The 20853-nt window shown below is 64.0% G+C and carries 15 protein-coding genes; 5 read left to right on the plus strand and 10 right to left on the minus strand.

The window, feature by feature from the left end:
• Positions 1-92: 92 nt before the first annotated feature.
• From AADW18_RS00065 to AADW18_RS00075, 3 genes are read right to left on the minus strand one after another with little or no spacing between them, the layout of a single operon-like run.
• Positions 93-698, minus strand: coding sequence for a YigZ family protein (locus tag AADW18_RS00065; RefSeq protein ID WP_337341310.1), 606 nt, complete (start codon positions 696-698; stop codon positions 93-95).
• On the minus strand, positions 695-1711 hold the full coding sequence (locus AADW18_RS00070; RefSeq protein ID WP_337341311.1) for a hypothetical protein: 1017 nt from the start codon (positions 1709-1711) through the stop codon (positions 695-697). The genes AADW18_RS00065 and AADW18_RS00070 overlap by 4 nt, the downstream gene beginning before the upstream one ends.
• On the minus strand, positions 1708-2262 hold the full coding sequence (locus AADW18_RS00075; RefSeq protein ID WP_337342082.1) for an RNA polymerase sigma factor: 555 nt from the start codon (positions 2260-2262) through the stop codon (positions 1708-1710). Before AADW18_RS00075 ends, AADW18_RS00070 begins: the two co-directional genes overlap by 4 nt.
• A 311-nt stretch (positions 2263-2573) precedes the next feature.
• Between AADW18_RS00075 and AADW18_RS00080 the strand changes: the two genes are divergently transcribed.
• On the plus strand, positions 2574-5450 hold the full coding sequence (locus AADW18_RS00080) for an EAL domain-containing protein (protein ID WP_337341312.1): 2877 nt from the start codon (positions 2574-2576) through the stop codon (positions 5448-5450).
• A 183-nt stretch (positions 5451-5633) separates the two neighbouring features.
• Here AADW18_RS00080 and AADW18_RS00085 read toward each other — a convergent pair whose 3' ends face one another.
• The 4 genes from AADW18_RS00085 to AADW18_RS00100 all read right to left on the minus strand — a co-directional run bounded on the left by AADW18_RS00085 (position 5634) and on the right by AADW18_RS00100 (position 11009).
• A complete protein-coding gene (locus tag AADW18_RS00085; RefSeq protein WP_337341313.1) occupies positions 5634-7415 on the minus strand; it encodes a VWA domain-containing protein in 1782 nt (593 codons plus the stop codon).
• A 306-nt stretch (positions 7416-7721) separates the two neighbouring features.
• Positions 7722-9050 carry an exodeoxyribonuclease VII large subunit gene (xseA, locus tag AADW18_RS00090; RefSeq protein ID WP_337341314.1) on the minus strand — a complete coding sequence of 443 codons (1329 nt, stop codon included), beginning with the start codon at positions 9048-9050 and terminating at the stop codon, positions 7722-7724.
• Between the two features lie 187 nt (positions 9051-9237).
• The gene (locus AADW18_RS00095) at positions 9238-9780 is read right to left on the minus strand and encodes a response regulator transcription factor (RefSeq protein WP_337341315.1); all 543 of its coding nucleotides are present in this window, start codon (positions 9778-9780) and stop codon (positions 9238-9240) included.
• Entirely contained in the window at positions 9780-11009 is a 1230-nt protein-coding gene (locus AADW18_RS00100; RefSeq protein WP_337341316.1) for an ATP-binding protein, read from the minus strand. Before AADW18_RS00100 ends, AADW18_RS00095 begins: the two co-directional genes overlap by 1 nt.
• A gap of 139 nt (positions 11010-11148) precedes the next feature.
• On the opposite strand from AADW18_RS00100, the gene ispG reads away from it, so the two are divergent.
• Positions 11149-12414, plus strand: coding sequence for a flavodoxin-dependent (E)-4-hydroxy-3-methylbut-2-enyl-diphosphate synthase (ispG, locus tag AADW18_RS00105; protein WP_337341317.1), 1266 nt, complete (start codon positions 11149-11151; stop codon positions 12412-12414).
• 126 nt (positions 12415-12540) lie between these two features.
• The gene (locus AADW18_RS00110) at positions 12541-13179 is read left to right on the plus strand and encodes a phosphatase PAP2 family protein (protein WP_337342083.1); all 639 of its coding nucleotides are present in this window, start codon (positions 12541-12543) and stop codon (positions 13177-13179) included.
• Between the two features lie 7 nt (positions 13180-13186).
• Here AADW18_RS00110 and AADW18_RS00115 read toward each other — a convergent pair whose 3' ends face one another.
• On the minus strand, positions 13187-13876 hold the full coding sequence (locus AADW18_RS00115) for an aspartate/glutamate racemase family protein (protein ID WP_337341318.1): 690 nt from the start codon (positions 13874-13876) through the stop codon (positions 13187-13189).
• A 197-nt stretch (positions 13877-14073) separates the two neighbouring features.
• Here AADW18_RS00115 and AADW18_RS00120 point away from each other — a divergent pair, with 197 nt between their 5' ends.
• Positions 14074-15057 carry a DedA family protein/thiosulfate sulfurtransferase GlpE gene (locus tag AADW18_RS00120; protein ID WP_337341319.1) on the plus strand — a complete coding sequence of 328 codons (984 nt, stop codon included), beginning with the start codon at positions 14074-14076 and terminating at the stop codon, positions 15055-15057.
• A 191-nt stretch (positions 15058-15248) separates the two neighbouring features.
• On the opposite strand, the gene AADW18_RS00125 is transcribed toward AADW18_RS00120, so the two are convergent.
• Positions 15249-16145, minus strand: coding sequence for a GGDEF domain-containing protein (locus AADW18_RS00125; RefSeq protein ID WP_337341320.1), 897 nt, complete (start codon positions 16143-16145; stop codon positions 15249-15251).
• Positions 16146-16537: 392 nt separating this feature from the next.
• Here AADW18_RS00125 and AADW18_RS00130 point away from each other — a divergent pair, with 392 nt between their 5' ends.
• Positions 16538-19270 (plus strand): serine/threonine-protein kinase, encoded by a 2733-nt coding sequence (locus AADW18_RS00130; RefSeq protein ID WP_337341321.1) that lies wholly within the window; start codon positions 16538-16540, stop codon positions 19268-19270.
• A gap of 667 nt (positions 19271-19937) precedes the next feature.
• On the opposite strand, the gene AADW18_RS00135 is transcribed toward AADW18_RS00130, so the two are convergent.
• A complete protein-coding gene (locus tag AADW18_RS00135; RefSeq protein ID WP_337341322.1) occupies positions 19938-20846 on the minus strand; it encodes a DMT family transporter in 909 nt (302 codons plus the stop codon).
• Positions 20847-20853 lie beyond the last annotated feature (7 nt).

Genomic DNA, 20853 nt, shown 5'->3' on the forward strand with positions numbered 1-20853 from the left:
GTGGAGGCGTTTGTGGGAGCGGCTTCAGTACCGGTAGATCGCGATGAACCACCGCCGGAACTGAAGCCGCTCCCACAAGTACCCCGGTCGACTCACTCTTTCGATGCCGCTTCCGGCACATCGATAAACCGTACCCGGTTACGTGTGGCGTCGCGGAGGTGGATTTTCAAGGCGTCCACGCAGGTTTCGGGCATCTGCAATCGAAGTTGTGCCCCGGATTCGTCGAAACTTTCGCCGAGTTTTTCCGCGTGATGAAGGTCCAAGGCGCCATGCACATGGCCCAGATCCTCGAACAGACAGGCGATCGCCAGCTCGCGCAAGGCGATCAATGGCCGGCGTTGAGCGACACGCAGGCATTCCGCCGCCGCGCCGCCGTAAGCGCGCACCAGGCCGCCCGCGCCTAGCTTGATGCCGCCGAACCAACGGGTAACCACCACCATCACCTGGTCGTAGCCTTGCCCTTCGATCGCAGCCAGGATGGGACGTCCGGCGGTGCCGGCAGGTTCGCCATCGTCGCTGGAACGATATTCGCCCCCAATCCGATAGGCCCAGCAGTTGTGGGTGGCGGCGGGATCGGCAACCTGCGAGAGGAACGCCAGTGCTGCTTCGGGTGCGGTGACCGGCGCGGCGTGCACGATGAAACGACTGTGCTTGACCTCCAGAACATGCGAGGCAGCCGTGACCAGGGTATCGCTCATTCTTCGCCGAGCAGCGGGCGAAGGTCTTCCGGCACGCGTTGGAACGGATGCGCATCGACGAACAACCGCAAGCTGGCGCTCGCGTTGCCGCTATCGCCCAGGTCGCGCCGCAGGCGGATGCGGTTCAGCCACTCCGCCGGTGCCAGCTTGGCGTCTTCGGCGACCGGCAATTGCAGATCGGTGCGCCGCAGCGTGGCACGCGCAGAGCTGGCTTCCTCGGCGATGGTGTCTTGCGCGATGGCGCTGGCGGCGGCCATTGGAGATTCCTGCCGTCTACGCTGCTCGCTCTCACGCAGCAACAGACGGTTGCTGGTGGCCTCATCGCGCGCGCGTTTGGCTTGTGCCGCTTGCTCCGCCTGCACGGCGGTTCGCTCCGCATCATGCGAGGCCTGCATTATCGGCGCGGGCTCTGCCAAGGCGCCGGCACGTGCGTCTTCAGCTGGCGCAGGCGGGGGCGGCGGTGGCGGTGGTGAGTAACGGGCGGTCTCCGGGGTTGTTGATTTGGGTGTAGGTACCCGGGCGAGGTATTTAACAGGTGCGGGAGCACGCGCGGCGGTGCCTGGCGCGGCTGGCTTTTCCAGCTGCGGTGGACCGGCGGGTGCGGCACCACTATTTGTATCGGGCGTCACTGGGAACGCTTCAGGTGCCGGGGGAGGAGGCGTGGCATCCGCAATTTGTTCGGCGACGTCCGCGGCCTGGGTTTCGACGGCCGCCAGTGGCGGGGATTCGGGTGCGGCGGCTGCAGTTGGGACTTCGCTTGCCGTAGGCGTTTCCTGTAACGGCCGCAGCTGCCAGGCCACGCCGACGGCCAATAGCACCGACGCCGCCAAACTCAACGCCACTGGCCAGCGTGGTTTTTGCCGACGGCTTTTTGTGGCGGCCAACTCCGCGTGCGCCGCGGCCATGATCCGGGAATCCAGCGCGGGCGAGGGCTCACCGTGCGGACCCAGCCGCGACAGCTGGGCAGCCAGTTCGCGCTCTTCCGGCGTCAGTGGTTCTTGTTGCCTGATCATTCGCTCAATCTCGCACGCAGCTTGTCCATCGCATAACGCAGTCGCGACTTGACGGTTTCCCGGCCAACGCCGGTGATCTCGCCGATTTCCTCCAAGGTCAATTCCTGCTCCAGCCGCAGATGCAGCACTTCGCGCTGATCGTCCGGCAGTTCGGCCATGGCCAGTTGCAAACGGCGCCGTTGTTCGAATTCCGACAGCTGACGCTCCGGTGTGTCCGGGTCCTGTACGCGGGCGGTCCGGTCCTCGGCGTCGTCCGGCGCCGGTGGCCGGTGCTTGAGGGCGCGCCAGTGATCATTGAGCCTATTGTGGGCAATGCGGAACAACCACGTGGTGAATGCGGCTTCCGGCTTCCAACCGCTCCGTGCGGTAATGACCCGCTGCCAGACGTCCTGGAAGAACTCATCGGCCAGTGCCGGATCGCGCAGCTGACGGAGCAGAAACCGATACAACGGTCCCCGGTGACGGGCATAAAGCTGCTCGAAGGCATTGGCGTCGCCGGCCGCATAGGCCAGCATCAGCGATTCGTCGGCGGGTTCAGCAAGGTCGTTCACCGGCGTCAGGGTAAGCGGTTCGCGCGCGCGCGGGAAGCCGGAGCGGGTGACCGGATGTGTCCGCTTCAGACGGCCGGGTACGTTCAGCGGAGAAACGGCGGCGAAATCCGTAATTGCGGCTGGGATGAGCATGGACTTGTAAACGGCCAGCTTGTCCCAGCGGGGTTTTTGAATCGATATTCGTCCGCCGAGAGCATTGCCGCCCCTGGATAGCGGTATGCTCGCCGCTTGGGGAAAATCCCGTTGTTATCCATGCCGCCACATCGCCTCCTTCGGGACCAGGAATGCCCAGCCGACCCGTAAGCGCCGACATGTCTCGTGTCGACACTCCGTCATCGCCGATCGACCGGGTCGTCCAGATCCTGTGCGGCATGCTGCCGGATGACGCTGCCTTGGGCGTTTGCTGGCGCGATTGGGCGCTTGGTTCCGGCGCCGCGCTGTCCTCCAATGCGCTGCCTGTACTGCGCCGCCGTGCCGAGCAGGCGCTGTCCGATTCTCCATCGGAGCTCGACGAGCCTGATGTGCGCGTGCATGCCTGGGACAACACCGACGGCAATGCGCGGATGGCGATTGCCTGGTCGGTGCCGCAGCCGTTGACCTCTGCCGAAGAGGAATCCTGGCTGCTGTTGGCCAGGACCTTGCTGATGACCACGCAGGATGCGGCACGCGCGCAGGCGCGTGTGGTATCGCTGGAAAAGTCCAAGCGTCTGCAGCAGGCGCTGTATGAGATCGCCGATCTCGCCAGCGCCGATCTGGAGATGCCGGAGATGCTCCGGCGCATCCATACCGTCGTCGGCTCGCTGATGTATGCGGAAAACTGCTACATCGTGCTGTATGACGATCAGCGGCGCACAGTGCGTTTCCTGTATTTCGCCGACCAGCGCGACCCCTATGTGGCCGAGCCCGGTCGCGAGTTCAGCGAAGAGGAAATGGTCAACAGCATGACCTTCGCGCTGCTGCGCCATGGGCAGCCGCTGCGCGGGCCGTCATCGGTCATCCGGCAGAAGCTGGGGGTCATGCGCGATCCTTCCCACGGACCGGACAGTCTTGACTGGCTGGGCGTTCCGATGCGCCGCGACGACCGCATCTGCGGTGCCATCGTGGTGCAGAGCTACGACGCGCCGGCCAGCTACGCCGACGAAGACCGCGCGTTGCTGGGTTACGTGGCCCAGCACATTCTTACCGCGTTGGACCGCAAGCACGCGCACGTGGACCTGGAGCGTCGCGTCGAAGCACGCACGCATGAACTGCAGCGCGCCAACCGCGAACTGCAGGCGGAAATCATCGAGCGCAAGCGCGCGGAAAAACTGCAAGGGGCACTGTTCCGCATCACCGATCTGGCGATCACTTCGGAGAATTTGGAACGCTTCTACGCCGATGTGCATGCGGTGGTGGATGAGCTGATCAATGCGCGCAATTTCTATATCGCGCTGGTATCGGACGCGGGCGACACCCTGCAGTTTCCGTATTCCATCGATGAGCGCGATCCCATCCGCCAGTCCCGCCGCCTGACCAATGGGCTGACCGAATATGTCATCGCCAGCGGTAAGCCGTTGTTGGCCGATCGCGAGGTGATCCGCAGGCTGGCCGAACAAGGCAGCCTGCAGCAGCATGGGCCGCCCGCGTACAGTTGGCTGGGCGTGCCCTTGTTTCGTGGCGAAGACGTGGTGGGCGCGGTCGTGGTGCAGAGCTATTCGCCCGATGTGGCGTTCACCGCCCACGACCAGAGCCTGCTGATGTTCGTCGCGCATCACATCGGCAACGGCCTGGATCGCCAGCGCGCGCACGAGCGGCTGCGCGCCGCTCACGCCGAACTGGAGCGGCGCGTGGAGGAGCGTACCCGCGAGTTGGCCGAAGCCAATAACCAATTGCTGGCACAGATCGCGGAGCGTCTACGCGCGGAACAGCGGCTTACCTACCAGGCCACGCACGATGCGCTGACCGGGTTGCCGAACCGGCCGCACCTGCTGGATCGTTTGTCCGCGGCGATAGAGCGCGCTCGCCACGGCGACGGCCAAGCTTTCGCCGTGCTGTTCCTGGACCTGGACCGGTTCAAGCTGGTCAACGACAGCATGGGCCATGCCGCCGGCGACGAACTGCTGATCGAGGTGTCGCGACGCATCTCCCTGAGCATGCGTGCCAACGACGTAGTCTCGCGTCTGGGCGGCGACGAATTCGCCATCCTGGTGGAGTACGCCGACGGCGAGGAAAGCGTGCGTGAGCTGGCGCAGCGGTTGTTGTCAGCACTGGGAAGGCCGATGTGGGTGGCCGGGCGCGAGCTGTTTCCTTCCGCCAGCCTGGGTATCGCGGTCTGGCACCCGCGCTATCGCAATGGCGAAGAGCTCCTGCGCGATGCCGACGCGGCGATGTACCGCGCCAAGGAACAGGGGCGCGACCGCTGCGCGATGTTCGATGAAGCCATGCGCGAAGCGGCGATGCAGAGCCTGGATCTGGAAGCGGACTTGCGCCGCGCCATCAACAACCACGATTTCATGCCGTACTACCAACCGATCACGCGCCTGGAGAACGGCGAAGTGATCGGCTACGAGGCGCTGTTGCGCTGGCAGCATGAACGGCGGGGACTGTTGCTCCCCGCGGAGTTCATCAGCCTGGGCGAGGACAGCGGTTTGATCGAGCAGGTCGACTGGCTGCTGTACGAGCAGGTGGTGCAGCAGATCGCGCGCGGCGGCGAGGGCTATATATCGGTCAACGTCTCGCCGCGCCATTTCCGTTCGCCGGATTTCGCCGACCGGTTGCTGGCGATGTTCGATAGCGCCGGTGCGGATCCTTCGCGACTGCGTCTGGAAATCACCGAAGTGGCGCTGCTCGACGATGCGCCGCGCACGCTGCGGATCTTGCGTACGCTGCGTCAGCACGGTGTCCTGGCGCAGTTGGATGACTTCGGTACTGGTTTCTCGGCGTTGTCCTACCTGCACCGGTTCCCGATTTCGGTGCTGAAGATTGATCGCAGCTTCATTGCCGGCATCGGCAGCGAAGGCCGCCCGGAAAGCCTGGCGTTGGTACGCGCCATCCTGGCGCTCGCCAGCACCCTGGGCATCGACGCCATCGCCGAGGGCGTGGAGACCGAATGCCAGCGGCAAGCCTTGCTGGACCTGGGCTGCTGCTTCGGCCAAGGCTACCTGTTCGGCCGCCCGGCACCGCAGATGGGTGGCGTGGCGACGGTGTAATGCCACGTGGAGCCCGACTTGTGGGGGCGACGTAAGTCGCGACCGGAAAGCCAAAATAATCAGTACATCTTTACCATGCACTTCATTGTGAGCACTGGATCTCGCGGACTTCCGGTCGCGACTTACGTCGCTCCCAGGTCGGGGTGTATGGGCCCGCACATCCTTGTGCGGGCGTGAACTTGGTTATTCGCTAGCAATCACGGGCGCATTGCTTTCGCTCGCCGCCAATCGCCGGCCTTGCTCCACCAACTCAACGAATTCCTGTCGCAATCCATAGCGATCTTCTCCACGGGCGCTTTTAGCCGCGGCAGCTACATCGTTCCATGTCCAGCTCTCGATATGCGTGCCACCGCGCAGCAGGTCCGCATAGGCGGCAACCGCGCTGGCGAATCGAATCGAAGGACTGGGGCTGGAGGTAAGCGATGAGCGCAACACGGGCGTTTCGATCAGTTCGCTCTTGTCCTGGCCGGGGCGCTTGTAGCGCAGACGTAGATGGGCGAGTTCATCGCTGCTGGTGCGCGCGACCGGCTTTCCTTCGGCGTAGCGCAGCGATGGCAACCGGTTCGCGCCGCTGCCGGCCGGTGTGATCTCGTAGATCGCGGTGACTTCATGGCCGGCGCCGATATCGCCGGCATCGACCTTGTCGTTGGCGAAGTCTTCGCGATTCAGCAGACGATTCTCGTAGCCGATCAAGCGATATTCGGACACAGCGGCGGGATTGAACTCGATCTGTATCTTCACGTCGCGCGCGATCGTCATCAACGTCGCCTGCATTTCCTCCACCAGCACCTTGCGGCCTTCCTGCAGCGTGTCGATGTAGGCGTGGTTGCCGTCGCCCACATCGGCCAGGCGTTCGGCCAGTGCATCGTTGTAGTTGCCTTGACCGAATCCGAGCGTGGTTAGCGCGATGCCGGATTGACGCTGGTCCGCGACCAGGGTTTCCAGTGCGTCCTGACTGACCGTGCCGACATTGAAATCGCCATCGGTGGCCAGGATCACTCGGTTAACGCCGCCTTTGATGAAGGTCTGCCGCGCCATCGCATAGGCCAGGCGGATGCCATCGCCGCCATTGGTGCTCCCGCCCGCTTGCAAGCGTTCCAGGGCGCCCAGGATGTCCTGATGACGATCGCCCGGCGTAGGCGGCAGGACCAACCCGGCGGAACCGGCGTAGACCACGATGGAAACGCGATCCTGTTCGCGCAACTGCGGCACCAACCGCGCCAAGGTTTGTTTCAGCAGCGGCAGTTTGTCCGGTGAATCCATGGAGCCGGAAGTGTCCAGCAGAAAGACCAGGTTGGCCGGCGGCAGCGTGGCTTTAGGCACGTCGTAGCCTTTGATGCCGATCATCAACAACTGGCGTTTGTCGTTCCATGGGGCCGGCGACAACTCCGTGGTGACACGGAATGGACGGCTGCGGTCGGCAGGCGCGGGATGCTGATAGCTGAAGTAGTTGATGAATTCTTCCGCGCGCACCGCGTCCGCGGGTGGCCGGATACCCTCGCGCAACATGCGGCGCACATTGCTGTAGCTGCCGGTGTCCACGTCGATCGAGAAAGTGGATATCGATTGTTCGGTGGTGCGATGAACAGGGTTGTCGTCACGCTCGGCGTATTTTTCCGTGTTGGCGGGATTAGCCGGCGCAGCCGCCATGACGGGAGCCATCGGCGGTGTGCTGGCATACAAGTTGGCGCTGGTCATCGGTGCCATGGCGGCCGATTCGGTGGGCGCGGGAGGTGGAGGCGGGGCGTGGTAGCGAGCTTGGGCGTTGGAAGCCTTGCGCTGCAAATGCCGGACGGCGGATTGCTCTTCACGTAAGACTGCCTGCTGATCGGCGGCGATAGCCGCGGTCACTTTTTGCGGATGCCCGGCTGCGGATGCGGCGGTGTCTTCGGCGGAAGGACTGGATTGGCAGCCGGCCAGGACGGCGGCGGCCAACAGGGAGAGGCAAAGGCGACGGTGATGCATGGCGGGACTCCTGTGGTGGACAAGAAGTCGAACGCGTCGGGTTGGGGAGTGGGGTTAAGGTCCTGGTACCTCTTTGTAGGAGCGGCGTCCCGCCGCGAGCGTTTCGTTCTTTATCGCGATCTGACGGGAAGAGCTCGCGGCGGGACGCCGCTCCGCGCCCCGATAGCCGTTCGGTGAACGCGATCAAGAACGCGCCGCAGCGCGTCTAGGTGGCGAACCTCAGGCTTCGATCGCTCTTCGTTCTTATCGCGATCTGACGGGAGGAGCTCGCGGCGGGGCGCCGCTCCTACGAAGTAACGGCCGCTCTTACAGGACCCGTAGTTTGATATCGCCATCGCTTAGCCGCGCGCTTACGGAGTCGCCGGCCTCCACCTGGGCGACCGAACGGACCAAGCTCCCGTCCTCGCGGGTGACGATGGCATAGCCGCGAGCGACGGTGGCCAACGGGCTGACGGTTTCCAGCGATCGTGCCAGTCCGCGCAATCTCAGGGCATCGCGTTGCAATGTCCGGGCGATGCACGCTTGTGGACGGAGGCCCAACACGCGCAAACGTTCACGCAGCACCGCCAAACGGCGTTGCGGTTGATGCGCGCGCAGCACCGCTGCCGCCTGCCGAAGTGCGGCATTGCGGCGTTGTTGTTGATCGCGCCAGAGCGCATGCAACCGGCGCTCCGCTTCCTGATGACGTCGCTTCAGCATCGATAGCCGGGTTTGGGGATGTAGCGCGTTCAAGCGCAAGGCGGCGCGGTCGGCGCGTTGCATGGCCTGGCGCAGGCGGTGCGTGTGCAGCATGCGTAGGCGACGTTCCAGCGCGTTCAGGCGCGCCTGCAGATCGCGATGATCCGGCACCAGCAATTCCGCTGCCGCGGACGGCGTAGGTGCACGCAGGTCGGCGACGAAATCAGCAAGCGTGAAGTCGGTTTCGTGACCAATCGCGGAAACCACGGGCATTGGTGCGGCCGCAATCGCGCGTATCAGCGGCTCCTGATTGAACGCCCACAGGTCTTCAAGTGAACCGCCACCGCGGGTGATCAGCACTGCGTCGTAACGGCCTGAGGCACCGGCTCGCTTCAACATGGCGACGATCTGCGCCGGCGCGGATTCGCCTTGCACTTGCACAGGCAGCACATCCACTTCCAGCAGTGGAAAGCGTCGCGACAGCACGCTCAATACGTCGCGCACCGCTGCGCCAGTGGGGGAAGTGATGACAGCCAGCCGGCGTAGATGCGTAGGTAGCGGACGCTTGCGTTCGGTGTCGAACAGCCCTTCGGCCGACAGCTTCGCCTTGAGTTCTTCGTAAGCACGGCGCAATGCGCCTTCGCCTGATTCTTCCAGGTGGTCGATGACCAACTGGTAGTCGCCGCGTGCTTCGTACAGCGTCAACCGGCCGCGTGCCATCACACGCAGACCCTCGCGCGGAACGAACTTCAGCCATTGGCTCTTGGGCTTGAACATGGCGCAGCGCACCTGCGCACGCGCGTCCTTCAGCGTGAAATACAAATGGCCGGAGCCGGGCCGGGTGACGTTGCCCAATTCGCCTTCCACCCAGACCAGGGGAAACGCGCTTTCCAGCAGATCGCGCGCCAGCGTGTTGAGCTGGCTGGGAGTGAGGACATCGCGGGCGGGATCGGTCATGGCGATACCGTAGCGCAGCGGCGGGATTTCATAAAGAAAAATAGGGTTGGCCCCGACCCGTCGTCGCCATTTGGATGCTGGCGCAAAGAACACATCGGAAGCGTTCTTGCAGTGCTGCGGAAATGATTTCTTTGATTGCCCGCCGTTGTTGGGCGCATGGCGATGGCGGGTCGATACCCGCCCTACGTTATTCGTCTATTTGTCTGCGTTCCGGTCCTGGGCGCTTCAGCAATTTGCGCTGCAGAGATCGGCGGTGCATGCCTAGCAAGCGTGCCGCGGCGGAGATGTTGCCGTCGGTTTCCGCCAGGGCCTGCTGGATGTGTTCCCATTCCAAGCGGTACAGCGGCGTCATCCTGTCTTCTGGTTCGGCCGACTCAGGCCTTTGTTCCACGCCCAGCGCACCGAGGATGGTCGATAGCGAAGCCGGTTTGGGCAAGTAATCGTCGGCGCCGCGTTTGATCGACTCCACCGCGGTGGCGACGCTGGCATAGCCGGTGACCAGCAGGATGCGCATGTCCGCGCGCAGGTCGCGCAAGGGCTGGATCAGGCTCAGCCCGGAATCTTCGCCCAGCTTCAAGTCCACCAGAGCGAAATCAGGAGGCGATGCGCGCGCCAACAACAACGCGCTGTGCGCATCCGAAGCGATCTCCGTCTCGATACCGCGACGGGCCAGGCTGCGCTGCAGCGTGCGCGCATACAGTTCGTCGTCGTCGATCAGCAGGCCTTTCATCATACCTCCTCTGGAAATCCTGGCCGTGGCAGGCGGAACTGCACGCGTACTCCGCGAGGCTTGAGCGTCTGCATGGTCAGTGAGCCACCCAGGCGCTCCACCGTGGCGTGCGATAACGCCAGTCCCACGCCCATGCCATCGGGCTTGCTGCTTCGGAACAACGTGTCGGAATGAAACGGCAGCGAACCATGGAAGCCATTGCCGTAGTCGCGGATTTCACCCACCAGTCCCTCAGCTTCGCGACGCAGCGCCAGGTCCACGCGCGAAGAACCTGCTTGCTGGCTGGCGTCGGCGGCATTGTTGAGCAGGGCTTGCAGCAGATGGCCCACCGATGGGTCGACCAGCAGACCGGGCGGCAGTTCGCCTTCGCGGTGTAGTTCGATGGCGGGGCGGACCAGCTTCCAGCGTTGGACGACCTGATCCAGGTCGACCGCGGTGTCCGTGTCCATGTCGGCGGAATCGGCCAGGGCGCGCACCCGGTCGCGGCAGAGATCGATCAGCTGCCGCAGCGTCGTGGCGTCCTCGCGTACTTCGACGGAAGGCGACTGTTCCCGGATGTCTTCGGCCAGCAGCGTCATGGTGGCCAATGGCGTATTCAGTTCGTGCGCGACCGCCGCCGCATGGGTAGCCAGTGCCACGATGCCTTCGTTGCGGGCAAACCGTTCGCGCAGTACCGCCAGTTCGCGTTCGCGCTGGCGCAGCGCAGTGACCATCCGGGTGGAGAAAAACAGGACCACACCCGCCGAAAGCACGAAATTCACCGCCATGCCCACGGTATGCAGGTCGATGCCGCGGTCACGCAGGTGCGGCAATGGCCGCCCGAGCATCGTCATCAGCGCATACGCCAGCAGACAAGCCGCGGCGGTACCCAATACCCAGCGTAGCGGCAGTGCCAAGGCGGCCACCACGATCAGCAGCAGGAACATCGAACTGAACGGATTGCCGGCACCGCCGCTCCAGCCCACCAGCCAAGCCAGCACCGCCACGTCCACCAGGATGTGGCAGAACGCCTCGCGGGACGATTCCTCCGGACGCCGTCGACTGCGCCACGTGGCGTACAAGTTGAACGCCGCCAACAGACCAATCCCCGACCATAGCGGCCATTGCGGCAGGGCGAGCCGCATGGGGCCCAGCGCCACCAGGACCGCGGCCGCCTGGCCCACGATGGCGACCCAGCGCAGATTGCACAGCGTACGCAGGAAAGAGGGCGATGAATCGATGGGGGACATGCGTACATGCTAGAGCATGGGACCGCGAGCAGCCCTGCGGCAGACGGTCGCAGGCGCAAGCCGTCGCCGATGACCAGTGGATTTCTCCGAATGGAAATCCATGCGGGCTGCGTTGCCCATCCCGGTCTAAAATAGCCCCATGCACGACGCCGTCACTCGCCCCACGCCTCCCGCCAACGCCACCGCCTGGCCCCGCCGCATCACCCAGACCGTCAAGATTGGCGGTGTGCTGCTGGGCGGGGGACATCCGGTGGTGGTGCAATCCATGACCAACACCGACACCGCCGACATTGCCGGCAGTGTGAAGCAGGTGGCCGAACTCTGGCGCGCCGGTTCGGAAATGGTGCGCTTGACGGTGAACAACCCGGAATCGGCTGCCGCGATTCCCCGCATCGCCGAGAAGTTGCGGATGATGGGCATCGATGTGCCGTTGATCGGCGATTTCCACTACAACGGCCACCAGCTGCTGACCAACGAACCGGCCTGCGCCGAAGCGCTCGCCAAGTACCGCATCAATCCGGGCAACGTTGGCTTCGGCAAGAAGAGAGACACCCAGTTCGCGCAATTGATCGAGTTCGCCATCCGCTACGACAAGCCTGTTCGCATCGGCGCCAACTGGGGTTCGCTGGACCAGTCGCTGGCCGCGCAACTGATGGACGAGAACGCGCAGCGGTCGGACCCGTGGGACGCCGGCCACGTATTGCGTGAAGCATTGATCCGGTCCGCGCTGGATTCGGCAGAACGTGCAGTGGAGATTGGTTTGCCGCGCGATCGCATCGTGCTGTCGGCCAAAGTAAGCGGTGTGCAGGAGCTGATCGCCGTCTACCGCGACCTGGCCCAGCGTTCGGACTTCGCGCTGCATTTGGGCCTGACCGAAGCAGGCATCGGCAGCAAAGGGATTGTGGCGTCCGCTGCCGCGTTGTCGGTGCTGCTGCAGGAAGGCATTGGCGACACCATCCGCATTTCGCTCACGCCGGAACCCGGTCAATCGCGCACGGCGGAAGTGATCGTCGCGCAGGAGCTGCTCCAGACCACCGGTCAACGTGCCTTCACGCCGATGGTCACCGCGTGCCCGGGCTGCGGGCGCACCACTTCGGAATTCTTTCAGGAACTGGCCAAGGTGGTGCAGAACCACGTGCGCGGCAAGATGCCGGAATGGAAGATCAGTCACCCGGGCGCGGAAAACATGACCTTGGCGGTGATGGGTTGCGTGGTGAACGGACCCGGCGAATCGCGTCACGCCAACATTGGCATCTCATTGCCCGGCACGGGCGAAGCACCCTCCGCGCCGGTATTCGTCGATGGCGAGAAGACGGTGACGTTGCGTGGCGAGAACATCGCGCAGGAATTCGTCGCACTGATCGACCACTATGTCGAAACCAAATATGCGCGAAGCGCCGGCTGAGAGCCTGTTCCAGCTCCTGTTGAATCCCCTGGTGCGCTCGGCATGGTGCGGATCGTGAACAGCCCCGAGATCGTCGCGCAGGGCGCTCGCATCATCGCCGCCATTTTTCGCCAGCATGCCGGGCGCATGGTCTGGTTGTTCGTGGGCTTGCTGTTGCCGCTGTGGGGCTTTGTCGAACTGGCCGATGAAGTGCACGAGCAGGAAGCGTTCTTCTACGACGAGTTGCTTCTGCTGAGAGCGCACGCGTCGGCCACGCCCGGGCTGGACCAGTGGTTCATCGGTGTTTCCGCCGCCGGCTACCGGTACGGCGTAATACCGATCGACATCTTGTTGGTGCTGACACTGCTCTTGGCGCGGCGTTGGCGGGAAGCGTCATTCGCGGCGGCATCGTTCGCGGGTTCGGCGTTGCTCAACCTGGCGACCAAGCAATTTTTTCGGCGTGATCGCCCGACGCTCTGGGAATCGCTGGCGCCGGAAACCACGTTCAGCTTTCCCAGCGGCCATGCCATGGGATCGATGACGCTGGCGATGACCTTGATCCTGCTGAGCTGGCATACGCGCTGGCGCTGGCTGGTGCTGGTGGTGGCGCTGGCGTTCGTGTTGCAGGTCGGCGCATCGCGCATCTACCTGGGCGTGCACTATCCGTCCGACATCCTGGGCGGGTGGCTTGCCGGCATGGCGTGGGCCGCCGGTGTTTACTTCGTGATGTTCAGGTGGGGCGCGCGGCCTTGGAAGCGAGCCAGCGCTGCGGACGACGGCGCGTAGACAGGCCCTAATCCAGGCTGGCTAATGCCGCCGCCCGCGCATGCAGCGCGGTGGTATCGAACATCGGAATGTCGGCGTCTTCGGGACCGATCAACAACATGATTTCGGTGCAACCCAGGATCACCGCTTCGGCGCCGCGCACCTGCAGTCCGGCGATGATGCGCCGGTAGCTGTCTCGGGAGCTGTCGAGCACGAGGCCCTGGCAGAGTTCTTCGTAGATCACCCGGTGGATTTCCTCGCGTTCGTGCGGGGCGGGCACGTCCACTTCGATACCGTGGCGCTGCAGCCGCTCGCGATAGAAGTCCTGTTCCATGGTAAAGCGGGTGCCCAGCAGGCCCACCCGGCGCAAACCGGCCTGAGTGATCGCATCCGCCGTGGCGTCGGCGATGTGCAGGAAGGGAATGGGCACCGCGGTTTCGACGGCGGCGGCGACTTTGTGCATGGTGTTGGTGCACAGGATCAGGAAGTCGGCACCGGCCGCGTGCAGCGCCCGTGCCGCGTGCGCCATCGCCTCGCCCGCGCGGTCCCAATCGCCGCTGTGTTGCAGCCGTTCTATTTCCTGGAAATCCACGCTGTACAGCACCAGCTTGGCCGAATGCAGCCCGCCGAGGCGTTCGCGGACGGTTTCATTGACCAGCCGGTAATAGGGCAGGGTGGATTCCCAACTCATGCCGCCGATCATGCCAATGGTTTTCATATGTTCGTGATTCCGCCTGTGCTCTAAGGATGACCCGCCCTGAGCAGACTGGACGGCGCTCCGGTCGGTGTCCAGCCCGGTCCCCGGGCGAAGTTGTAAACGCATCGTTGCAACGCTCGCGCTTGCCGTGGAGCGAGCGCGGTCACACCATAGCCGAGTGGGCGCCCATGCCGGACACCCGGCAAACAGGTACAGACATGCAAGAGCTGGTCGAACGTTATGGCGTACTGCTGGTGTTCGCCAATGTCCTGGCGCTGTCGCTGGGACTGCCGGTGCCGGCGATGCCGACCCTGATCCTGGTCGGCGCGAGCGTGGCTTTGGCGGCCGAGCCCATGTGGCTGCCGCTACTGGGCGTGCTGGCGGTATCGGTGCTGGCCAGCCTCATCGGCGACAGCGCCTGGTACCTGGCTGGCCGACGCTACGGCAACCGCACCATGCAGTCGCTGTGCCGGCTGTCGTTGTCGCGCGACAGCTGCATGAAGCAGACCGAACGCTTTTATGGACGCTATGGCGTGCGCGTGCTGTCGGTCGCCAAGTTCGTACCGGGGCTGTCGATGGTGTCGGTGCCGCTGGCGGGCGCCATGCAGGCAGGAACATCTTCGTTCCTGCGCTATGACGGCTTGGGTGCCGCGCTTTGGGCCAGCGTGGGGCTGGCGCTGGGAGCGGTGTTCGCCAACCAGGTGGAAAGCGTGCTGGAGACGCTGAGCCAGTTAGGTACCGGTGCCGGGGTCTTGATTGGCCTGGTACTGGCCGCGTATATCGCGGTGCGCTGGCGCCGCCGGCGGGCGTTGCTCAAGGCACTGGAATCAACCCGCATCGAGCCGGATGATCTGCATGCGCTGATGAGTTCGGAGTCCGCCCCCGTCGTATTCGATATCCGCGCTCCCGGCTTCCGCGAGATCGATCCGTTCGTCATTCCCGGCGCGGTATTCGCCGACGAGCGCAAGCTGGATGAGATCGTGTCGGCATATCCGCGCGAACGAAAGATCGTCATCTACTGCGCATGCCCGGACGAGGTCTCCGCCGCGTGGATGGCCGCCCAACTGCGCAAGCATCAGTTCGTCGACGTCATGCCGCTGCGGGGTGGCATCGACGCCTGGCGTGAGCGTGGCTTCGAAGTGCATGCCATACCGAAAGTTGTGAGCGGCTCGATGGAGGGCCCGCTCGCCGGAGCGGCCTGATAGCCTGCTTGTGATCCGTCGCGATGGATGTAGGCAGGTTCGGATTGGCGCCTCGGTAGAGCCAAGCTTGCTCGGCTGCTCTTCGCCCTAGACCCGAGAGCAGCGGAGCAAGCTCCGCTCTACGATAAGCGTCTTCACGGCTATTGCTATCGCCGTCGACGCCCCCGGCAGGCAGGGCCTTGGAAACGGCCTCAGCGCTCCACGCACACCCGGTTGCGCCCCTCGCTCTTGGCACGGTAGAGCGCCGCATCGGCGGCAGCCATCATGCGGCTGCAGGTGTCGCGCTCGGGCGTCATCGGCGCGATACCGATGCTGACGGTGATTTGTTGCGCTTCGCCGCCTGGCTTGAACACCGTCTCCGCTACGGCTTCGCGCAGGCGCTCGGCGAAGTGGAATGCGGCGTCCGCGTCGCACTCCGGCAAAAGCACTGCAAATTCCTCGCCTCCGATACGCGCGGCGGCATCGTCGTTGCGCACGTGCCGGTGCAGCAGGCCGGCGATCTGACGCAGCACGTTGTCGCCGGAAATGTGGCCGTAGCGGTCGTTGACCGGCTTGAACAGATCCACATCGATGATGCACATCGTCAGCGGACGCTGGTGACGCATCGCACGCGCGATCTCCTTCTCCGCCACTTCTATGAAATGCCGGCGGTTGTACAGGTCCGTCAGCGCGTCGTGCGTGGCGAGTTGATAGATTTCTTCGTGATAGCGCGCCTCCACACTGGAGTGGCTGATGAACTTGAGGATGCTTTCGCCCAGCGTCAGATGGTCGCCATCGTTCAATGCGGCTTCGTGAACGGGTTTTTCGTTGAGCTTGGTGGTGTTGGTGGCGCCCAGGTCGCGCACCCAGTACTGGTCACCGTCACGCCAGATCTGGCAGTGCTGGCGGGAAACGCTCTTGTGCGGGATGTGCAGGTCCGCCTCCTGCGAACGGCCTACCACCACCGGCTTGTCCTCGACATCGACACGGCGGCCCAATCCTTCGCCATGGATCACCACCACGCATGCCGAGCGCGACGAATCCTCGTTGGGACCGCCGCTGAGTACCGTACGTTGAGTGGTGTGAGGATCTTTGTTGGCTGGAGACATGCGCCGGTGATCGTGGGCCCCTAGGGCCTGTTAATGCTATTGGGATAGGTCACGTTGCTTCCCCGCTTTGCCAGGGGCTTGTGCGCGGCGTAGCGGCAGGCTGGCCGCCTGTTCAAGCCACGCGCAAGTTCCTGGCAAAGCGGGGAAGCAACCCGAAGAGCCTGCCCCGTACTTGATACGGGGGCCGCAATCCACTGCGCACGGGACTGCGTCATCACTCGGGCATGTATCGGCATACATTTCCTCATTCTTCCTTGCCCCGCACGCACTGGATTGCGGCGTGGCCTATCCCAATAGTGTTAACAGGCCCTAGATGCGGAGTGTAGCTGGAATACCCTTCAACCGCAGGCGCATCCGGTAACATGACGGGCAGTCCACGGGGGGAGTGGCAGATGACGACGCAGCACCCGCACGATGATCTGGGGCCAACAGAAAGCCTCGCTACCCGCACGCCGGACGCCGGCACGGTTCAAGTCGATGCTTTGGCGCCGGGCTCCCGGCTTGGCCGCTACCGAATCGAATCGATCCTGGGCCGCGGCGGCATGGGCGATGTCTACCGCGCCGAGCAGTTGGAGCCGGTGCGACGAACGGTCGCCTTGAAGCTGCTGCGTGCACAGCGGCTGGATGCGCGGCATCTCGCTTATTTCGAGATAGAACGGCAACTGCTGGCGCAGATGCGCCATCCGTCGATTGCCCAGATCTACGACGCCGGTGCGACCCCGGAAGGCTTTCCGTATTTCGCGATGGAGTACATCGAGGGCAGCCCGGTCACGCGTTTCTGCGAAGACCACGCGTTGACGCTCCGCCAGCGCATCGAGTTGTTCATCCGTATCTGTGAAGGCGTGCAACATGCCCACCACAAAGGCGTGGTCCACCGCGATCTGAAGCCAGGCAACATCCTGGTGGATGAAATTGACGGGCGACCGTCACCGAAGATCATCGACTTCGGCATCGCCACGGTTGCTTCGCGCGCCATCGGCACGGCCAGCCACGAGCGCGCCGGAACACCCGAGTACATGAGTCCGGAGCAAGCGGACGGAGACACCGCGGCGATCGATACGCGCAGCGATGTCTATTCGCTGGGGGTCGTGCTGTACGAACTACTGACCGGAAGCCGCCCCACCGCGATGGGCGAAACCTTGCTGCCGGCCTCCACCACTTTGCGGGCACCTTCCGAGAAGCTGGGGACGTTGCCGCATGCCGATGCGGAGAAGCTCGCGCGCAAGCACGGGCTCAGTCTGGCCGGGATGCGGCGTGCGCTGCGCGGCGAGCTGGATTGGGTCGTGCTGAAGGCGATGCGCCACGACCGCGCAGAGCGTTACGCCGCCGTCGCGGAGCTGGCCGAAGACCTGCGCCGCTTTCTCGAAGGTCGGCCACTTTCGGCAGTACCCGCCAGTCGCCGTTATGTGTGGAGCAAGTTCGTGCGCCGGCACCGCGTGGCGTTTGTCGCCGCGAGCCTGGTGCTGTTCGCTTTGCTAGGTGGCCTGACGTTGTCGGTGTACGGTTTGATGCAGGCGCGAACGCAACGCGCCGTAGCGGAAAAGCGCAGCGCGGAGTTGGAAAAAGTAGTCGCTTTCCAACAATCGATGCTGGAAGGCATCGAGATCGAAGCGATGGGCATCGGCATGGCCGATGGACTGCGCAAGCAGATTGCCATCACCGACCCAGGCGCCAGCGCGGCCTTCGATACGACGCTGGCACGCGCCAGTACCGCCGATCTGGCGCGGGAACTAATCGATATCCATCTGCTCGCCAGTGCGGAAGCCGCCATCGGCCGCGACTTCGCCGATGAGCCTGAATTAGCCAGCCAACTGCGCGAATCCGTCGCGCGCGTGCAGGCGGCATTGGGTGTCAACGACAAGGCCGTGGAAAACTTCCGGCAAGTCGCCGAGTACCGCAGCCGGACATTGGGCGAAGGCAATGCCGCCACGCTGATGGCTCGCCAGGAGCAGGCCAGTTCGCTGCTGACCGCGGCGCGGATCGATCAGGCGATGGAAGTGCTGGAACAGTCTTTGCCTAGCGCTCACGCGTTGCCGCCCAACGACCGCACCCGGGTCAAGCTGGAATTGGCGCACGCACGCGCGATAGCCGCCAAAGGCGATCGCGAGCGCGCCAAAAGCATGTTGCAGGCGTTGCACGACCGTCTGGTCGCGACGGTGGGCGAGCGCGACCCCGCCGCCATGGACGTGTTGAACGACCTATCCGATCAGCAGCGCGCCGTCGGCGAATTGAAGCAGGCGCGCGAGAACATGGAGAAACTGGTGCCGCTGCGCACAGCCGTGCTCGGGCCGGATCACGAGGACACGTTGAGCGCCACCACCAACCTGGCCATCGTCCGCATGATCACGGGCGAGAAAGAAGGCGCCGTGCAATTGCAACGCCAGCTGGTCGCAATACAGATGCGCCGACTGGGCGCCGAACATCCGATAACCCTGCATGCACGTGGCACGCTCGCCAACATGCTCACCGACTCCGGCCGCGCAGAGGAGGCGTTGCCGATGATGAAGTCCGTGCTGGAAGCGCGTGTGCGTGTGCTGGGTGCGGAACACCCGCAAACCATTCGCGCGCGTCTGAACCTCGCGACGGCTTTTGCGCGCCTTGACGACTACGCATCCGCGCTGCCGGTGGAAGAGCAGGTGATCGAAATGCGCACACGGCTGTTCGGTCGCAAGCATCCGGACACGGTTTCCATCCTCATCAATCACGCCGGCACCTTGTTTCGTGCCGGACAAGCGGGCGCTGCGCTCGAACTATTGGAAGAAGCCCTGCCGCTCGCCAAGCAGGTGTTGGACGTCAAACACCCGCAAACCCAGGCCGCCATGCTGATCCGCGGCGACGCGTCCCTGCAGGTGGGCGACAACGTCACTGCCATAGCGTCACTCCGGGAATTGTTCGAAGTGCGGCGCCGCTTGCTGGGTGAGGACCATCCGGAAACCGTAGCCGGTGCCTGGAACCTGGTCGAAGCCTACGAACAGTTGGGACAGAAAGCCGCGGCAGCCGAATTACGCCAACGCTACATGGCGCCATTGCTGGCCGCCGACCCCACCCAACTCAGCGAACCGCAGCGCGCGATGGCCGACGCAATCCGCGCCGATCGACGCCCCGGAAAAGTGGTGATGCGGTAGGTCGCCCCCACGTGGCCGACGCATGACACGCCCGCGCTCCCGAGCGCCGGCGTGTAATCCGACCTACGAGAGTCGCCGACGATTGAATGCCAACGTAGAGCGGAGCTTGCTCCGCTGCTCTTGGTGGTATGCCAAAACCGGCTCTCGGCGGTACGTCAAAAGCAGCGGAGCGAGCTCCGCTCTACGCAAGGCACGCGTCGGTAGGTCAGCCCCACGCGCCGACGTTATGACACGCTCGTATTCCGAGCGCCAGGCGTAATCCCGACCAACAATCCACCGAGGATTGGACGCCAACGTAGAGCGGAGCTTGCTCCGCTGCTCTTTGTGGCATGCCAAAAACCAGCTCTCGGCGGCACGTCAAAAGCAGCGGAGCGAGCTCCGCTCTACGCAAGGCAGGCATTGGTAGATCGGCTCCGCGCGCCGACGCTATGACACGCCCGTGTTCCGAGCGCCGGGGCGTAATCCCGGCCAACAATCCACCGACGATTGGATACCGACGTAGAGCGGAGCTTGCTCCGCTGCTCTTGCTGGTATGCCAAAAACCAACCCTCGGCGGTACGTCAAAAGCAGCGGAGCGAGCTCCGCTCTACGTAGGGCAACGCATTGGTAGGTCGCCCCCAAGCGGACGATGCGTTCCCGAGAGTCCGGGTGTGACGCCGAGCTATGCTCATTCGCCCGGCTTGGCGGCGGAAGTCGGCGATTCGCTCGCGGCTCGCTTTGCGAGTACCGCTTCGCGATGCGCGATGTAGGCATTGGCGCCGAAGATGATCGCGGCGCCCAGCAAGGTCCAGCGATCCAGCGTTTCGTCGAACAACCACCAGCCGAATAGCGCCACGACAGGCAACTGCATGAAACTGATCGGTGTCAGCGCCGAAACTTCGCCCAGCTTCAATGCGCGTGTCCACAGCATGTGGCCGCCGGTGCCCATGATCCCGGCCGCGATCACCCACAGCCACGTGATGCCCTGTGGCCACTGCCACACCGCCAGCGCAGGGACCAATGACATCGGCACCCACAGCAGTGTGGTGTAGATGACGATGCGGTCCGCCGGTTCGGTTTGCGACAGCTGTTTGATCTGGATGGCGACGATACTGCTGAGTACCGCGGCCAATACCGCCACTACCGCCCCGATGCTGAATTCCGTGCTGCCTGGACGCACGATGATCAACACACCCAGGAAGCCCAACCCCACCGCCGTCCAGCGCCGGGCACGGACCTTTTCGTTCAACAGCGCAGCCGCGGCCAACGTCACGAACAGAGGAGTCGAGTAGGACAACGATACCGCTTGCGCCAACGGCAGATGGCCGATAGCCCAGAAGCCGGCCAGCATCGAACAAATGCCGATCACGCAGCGGAACACATAGCGCGGAAATTGGGTGGTCTTCAGCAACCCCGGACCATGCCGGATCAGCAGCGGCAGCGCAGCAATCAATCCGAAGAAGTTGCGGAAGAAAGCGATCTCGAAGGTGTGAAGCGTTTCCGATGCCAGCCGGATTGCCACCACCATCAAGCCGAAGAACATCGTACTGCCGAGCATCAACGACGCTGCACGGAAATGGTGTGGAATGGTGGGCATCAAACGC

The sequence above is a fragment of the Pseudoxanthomonas sp. CCNWLY206-1 genome (assembly GCF_039710385.1).
Taxonomy (GTDB): Bacteria; Pseudomonadota; Gammaproteobacteria; order Xanthomonadales; family Xanthomonadaceae; genus Pseudoxanthomonas_A.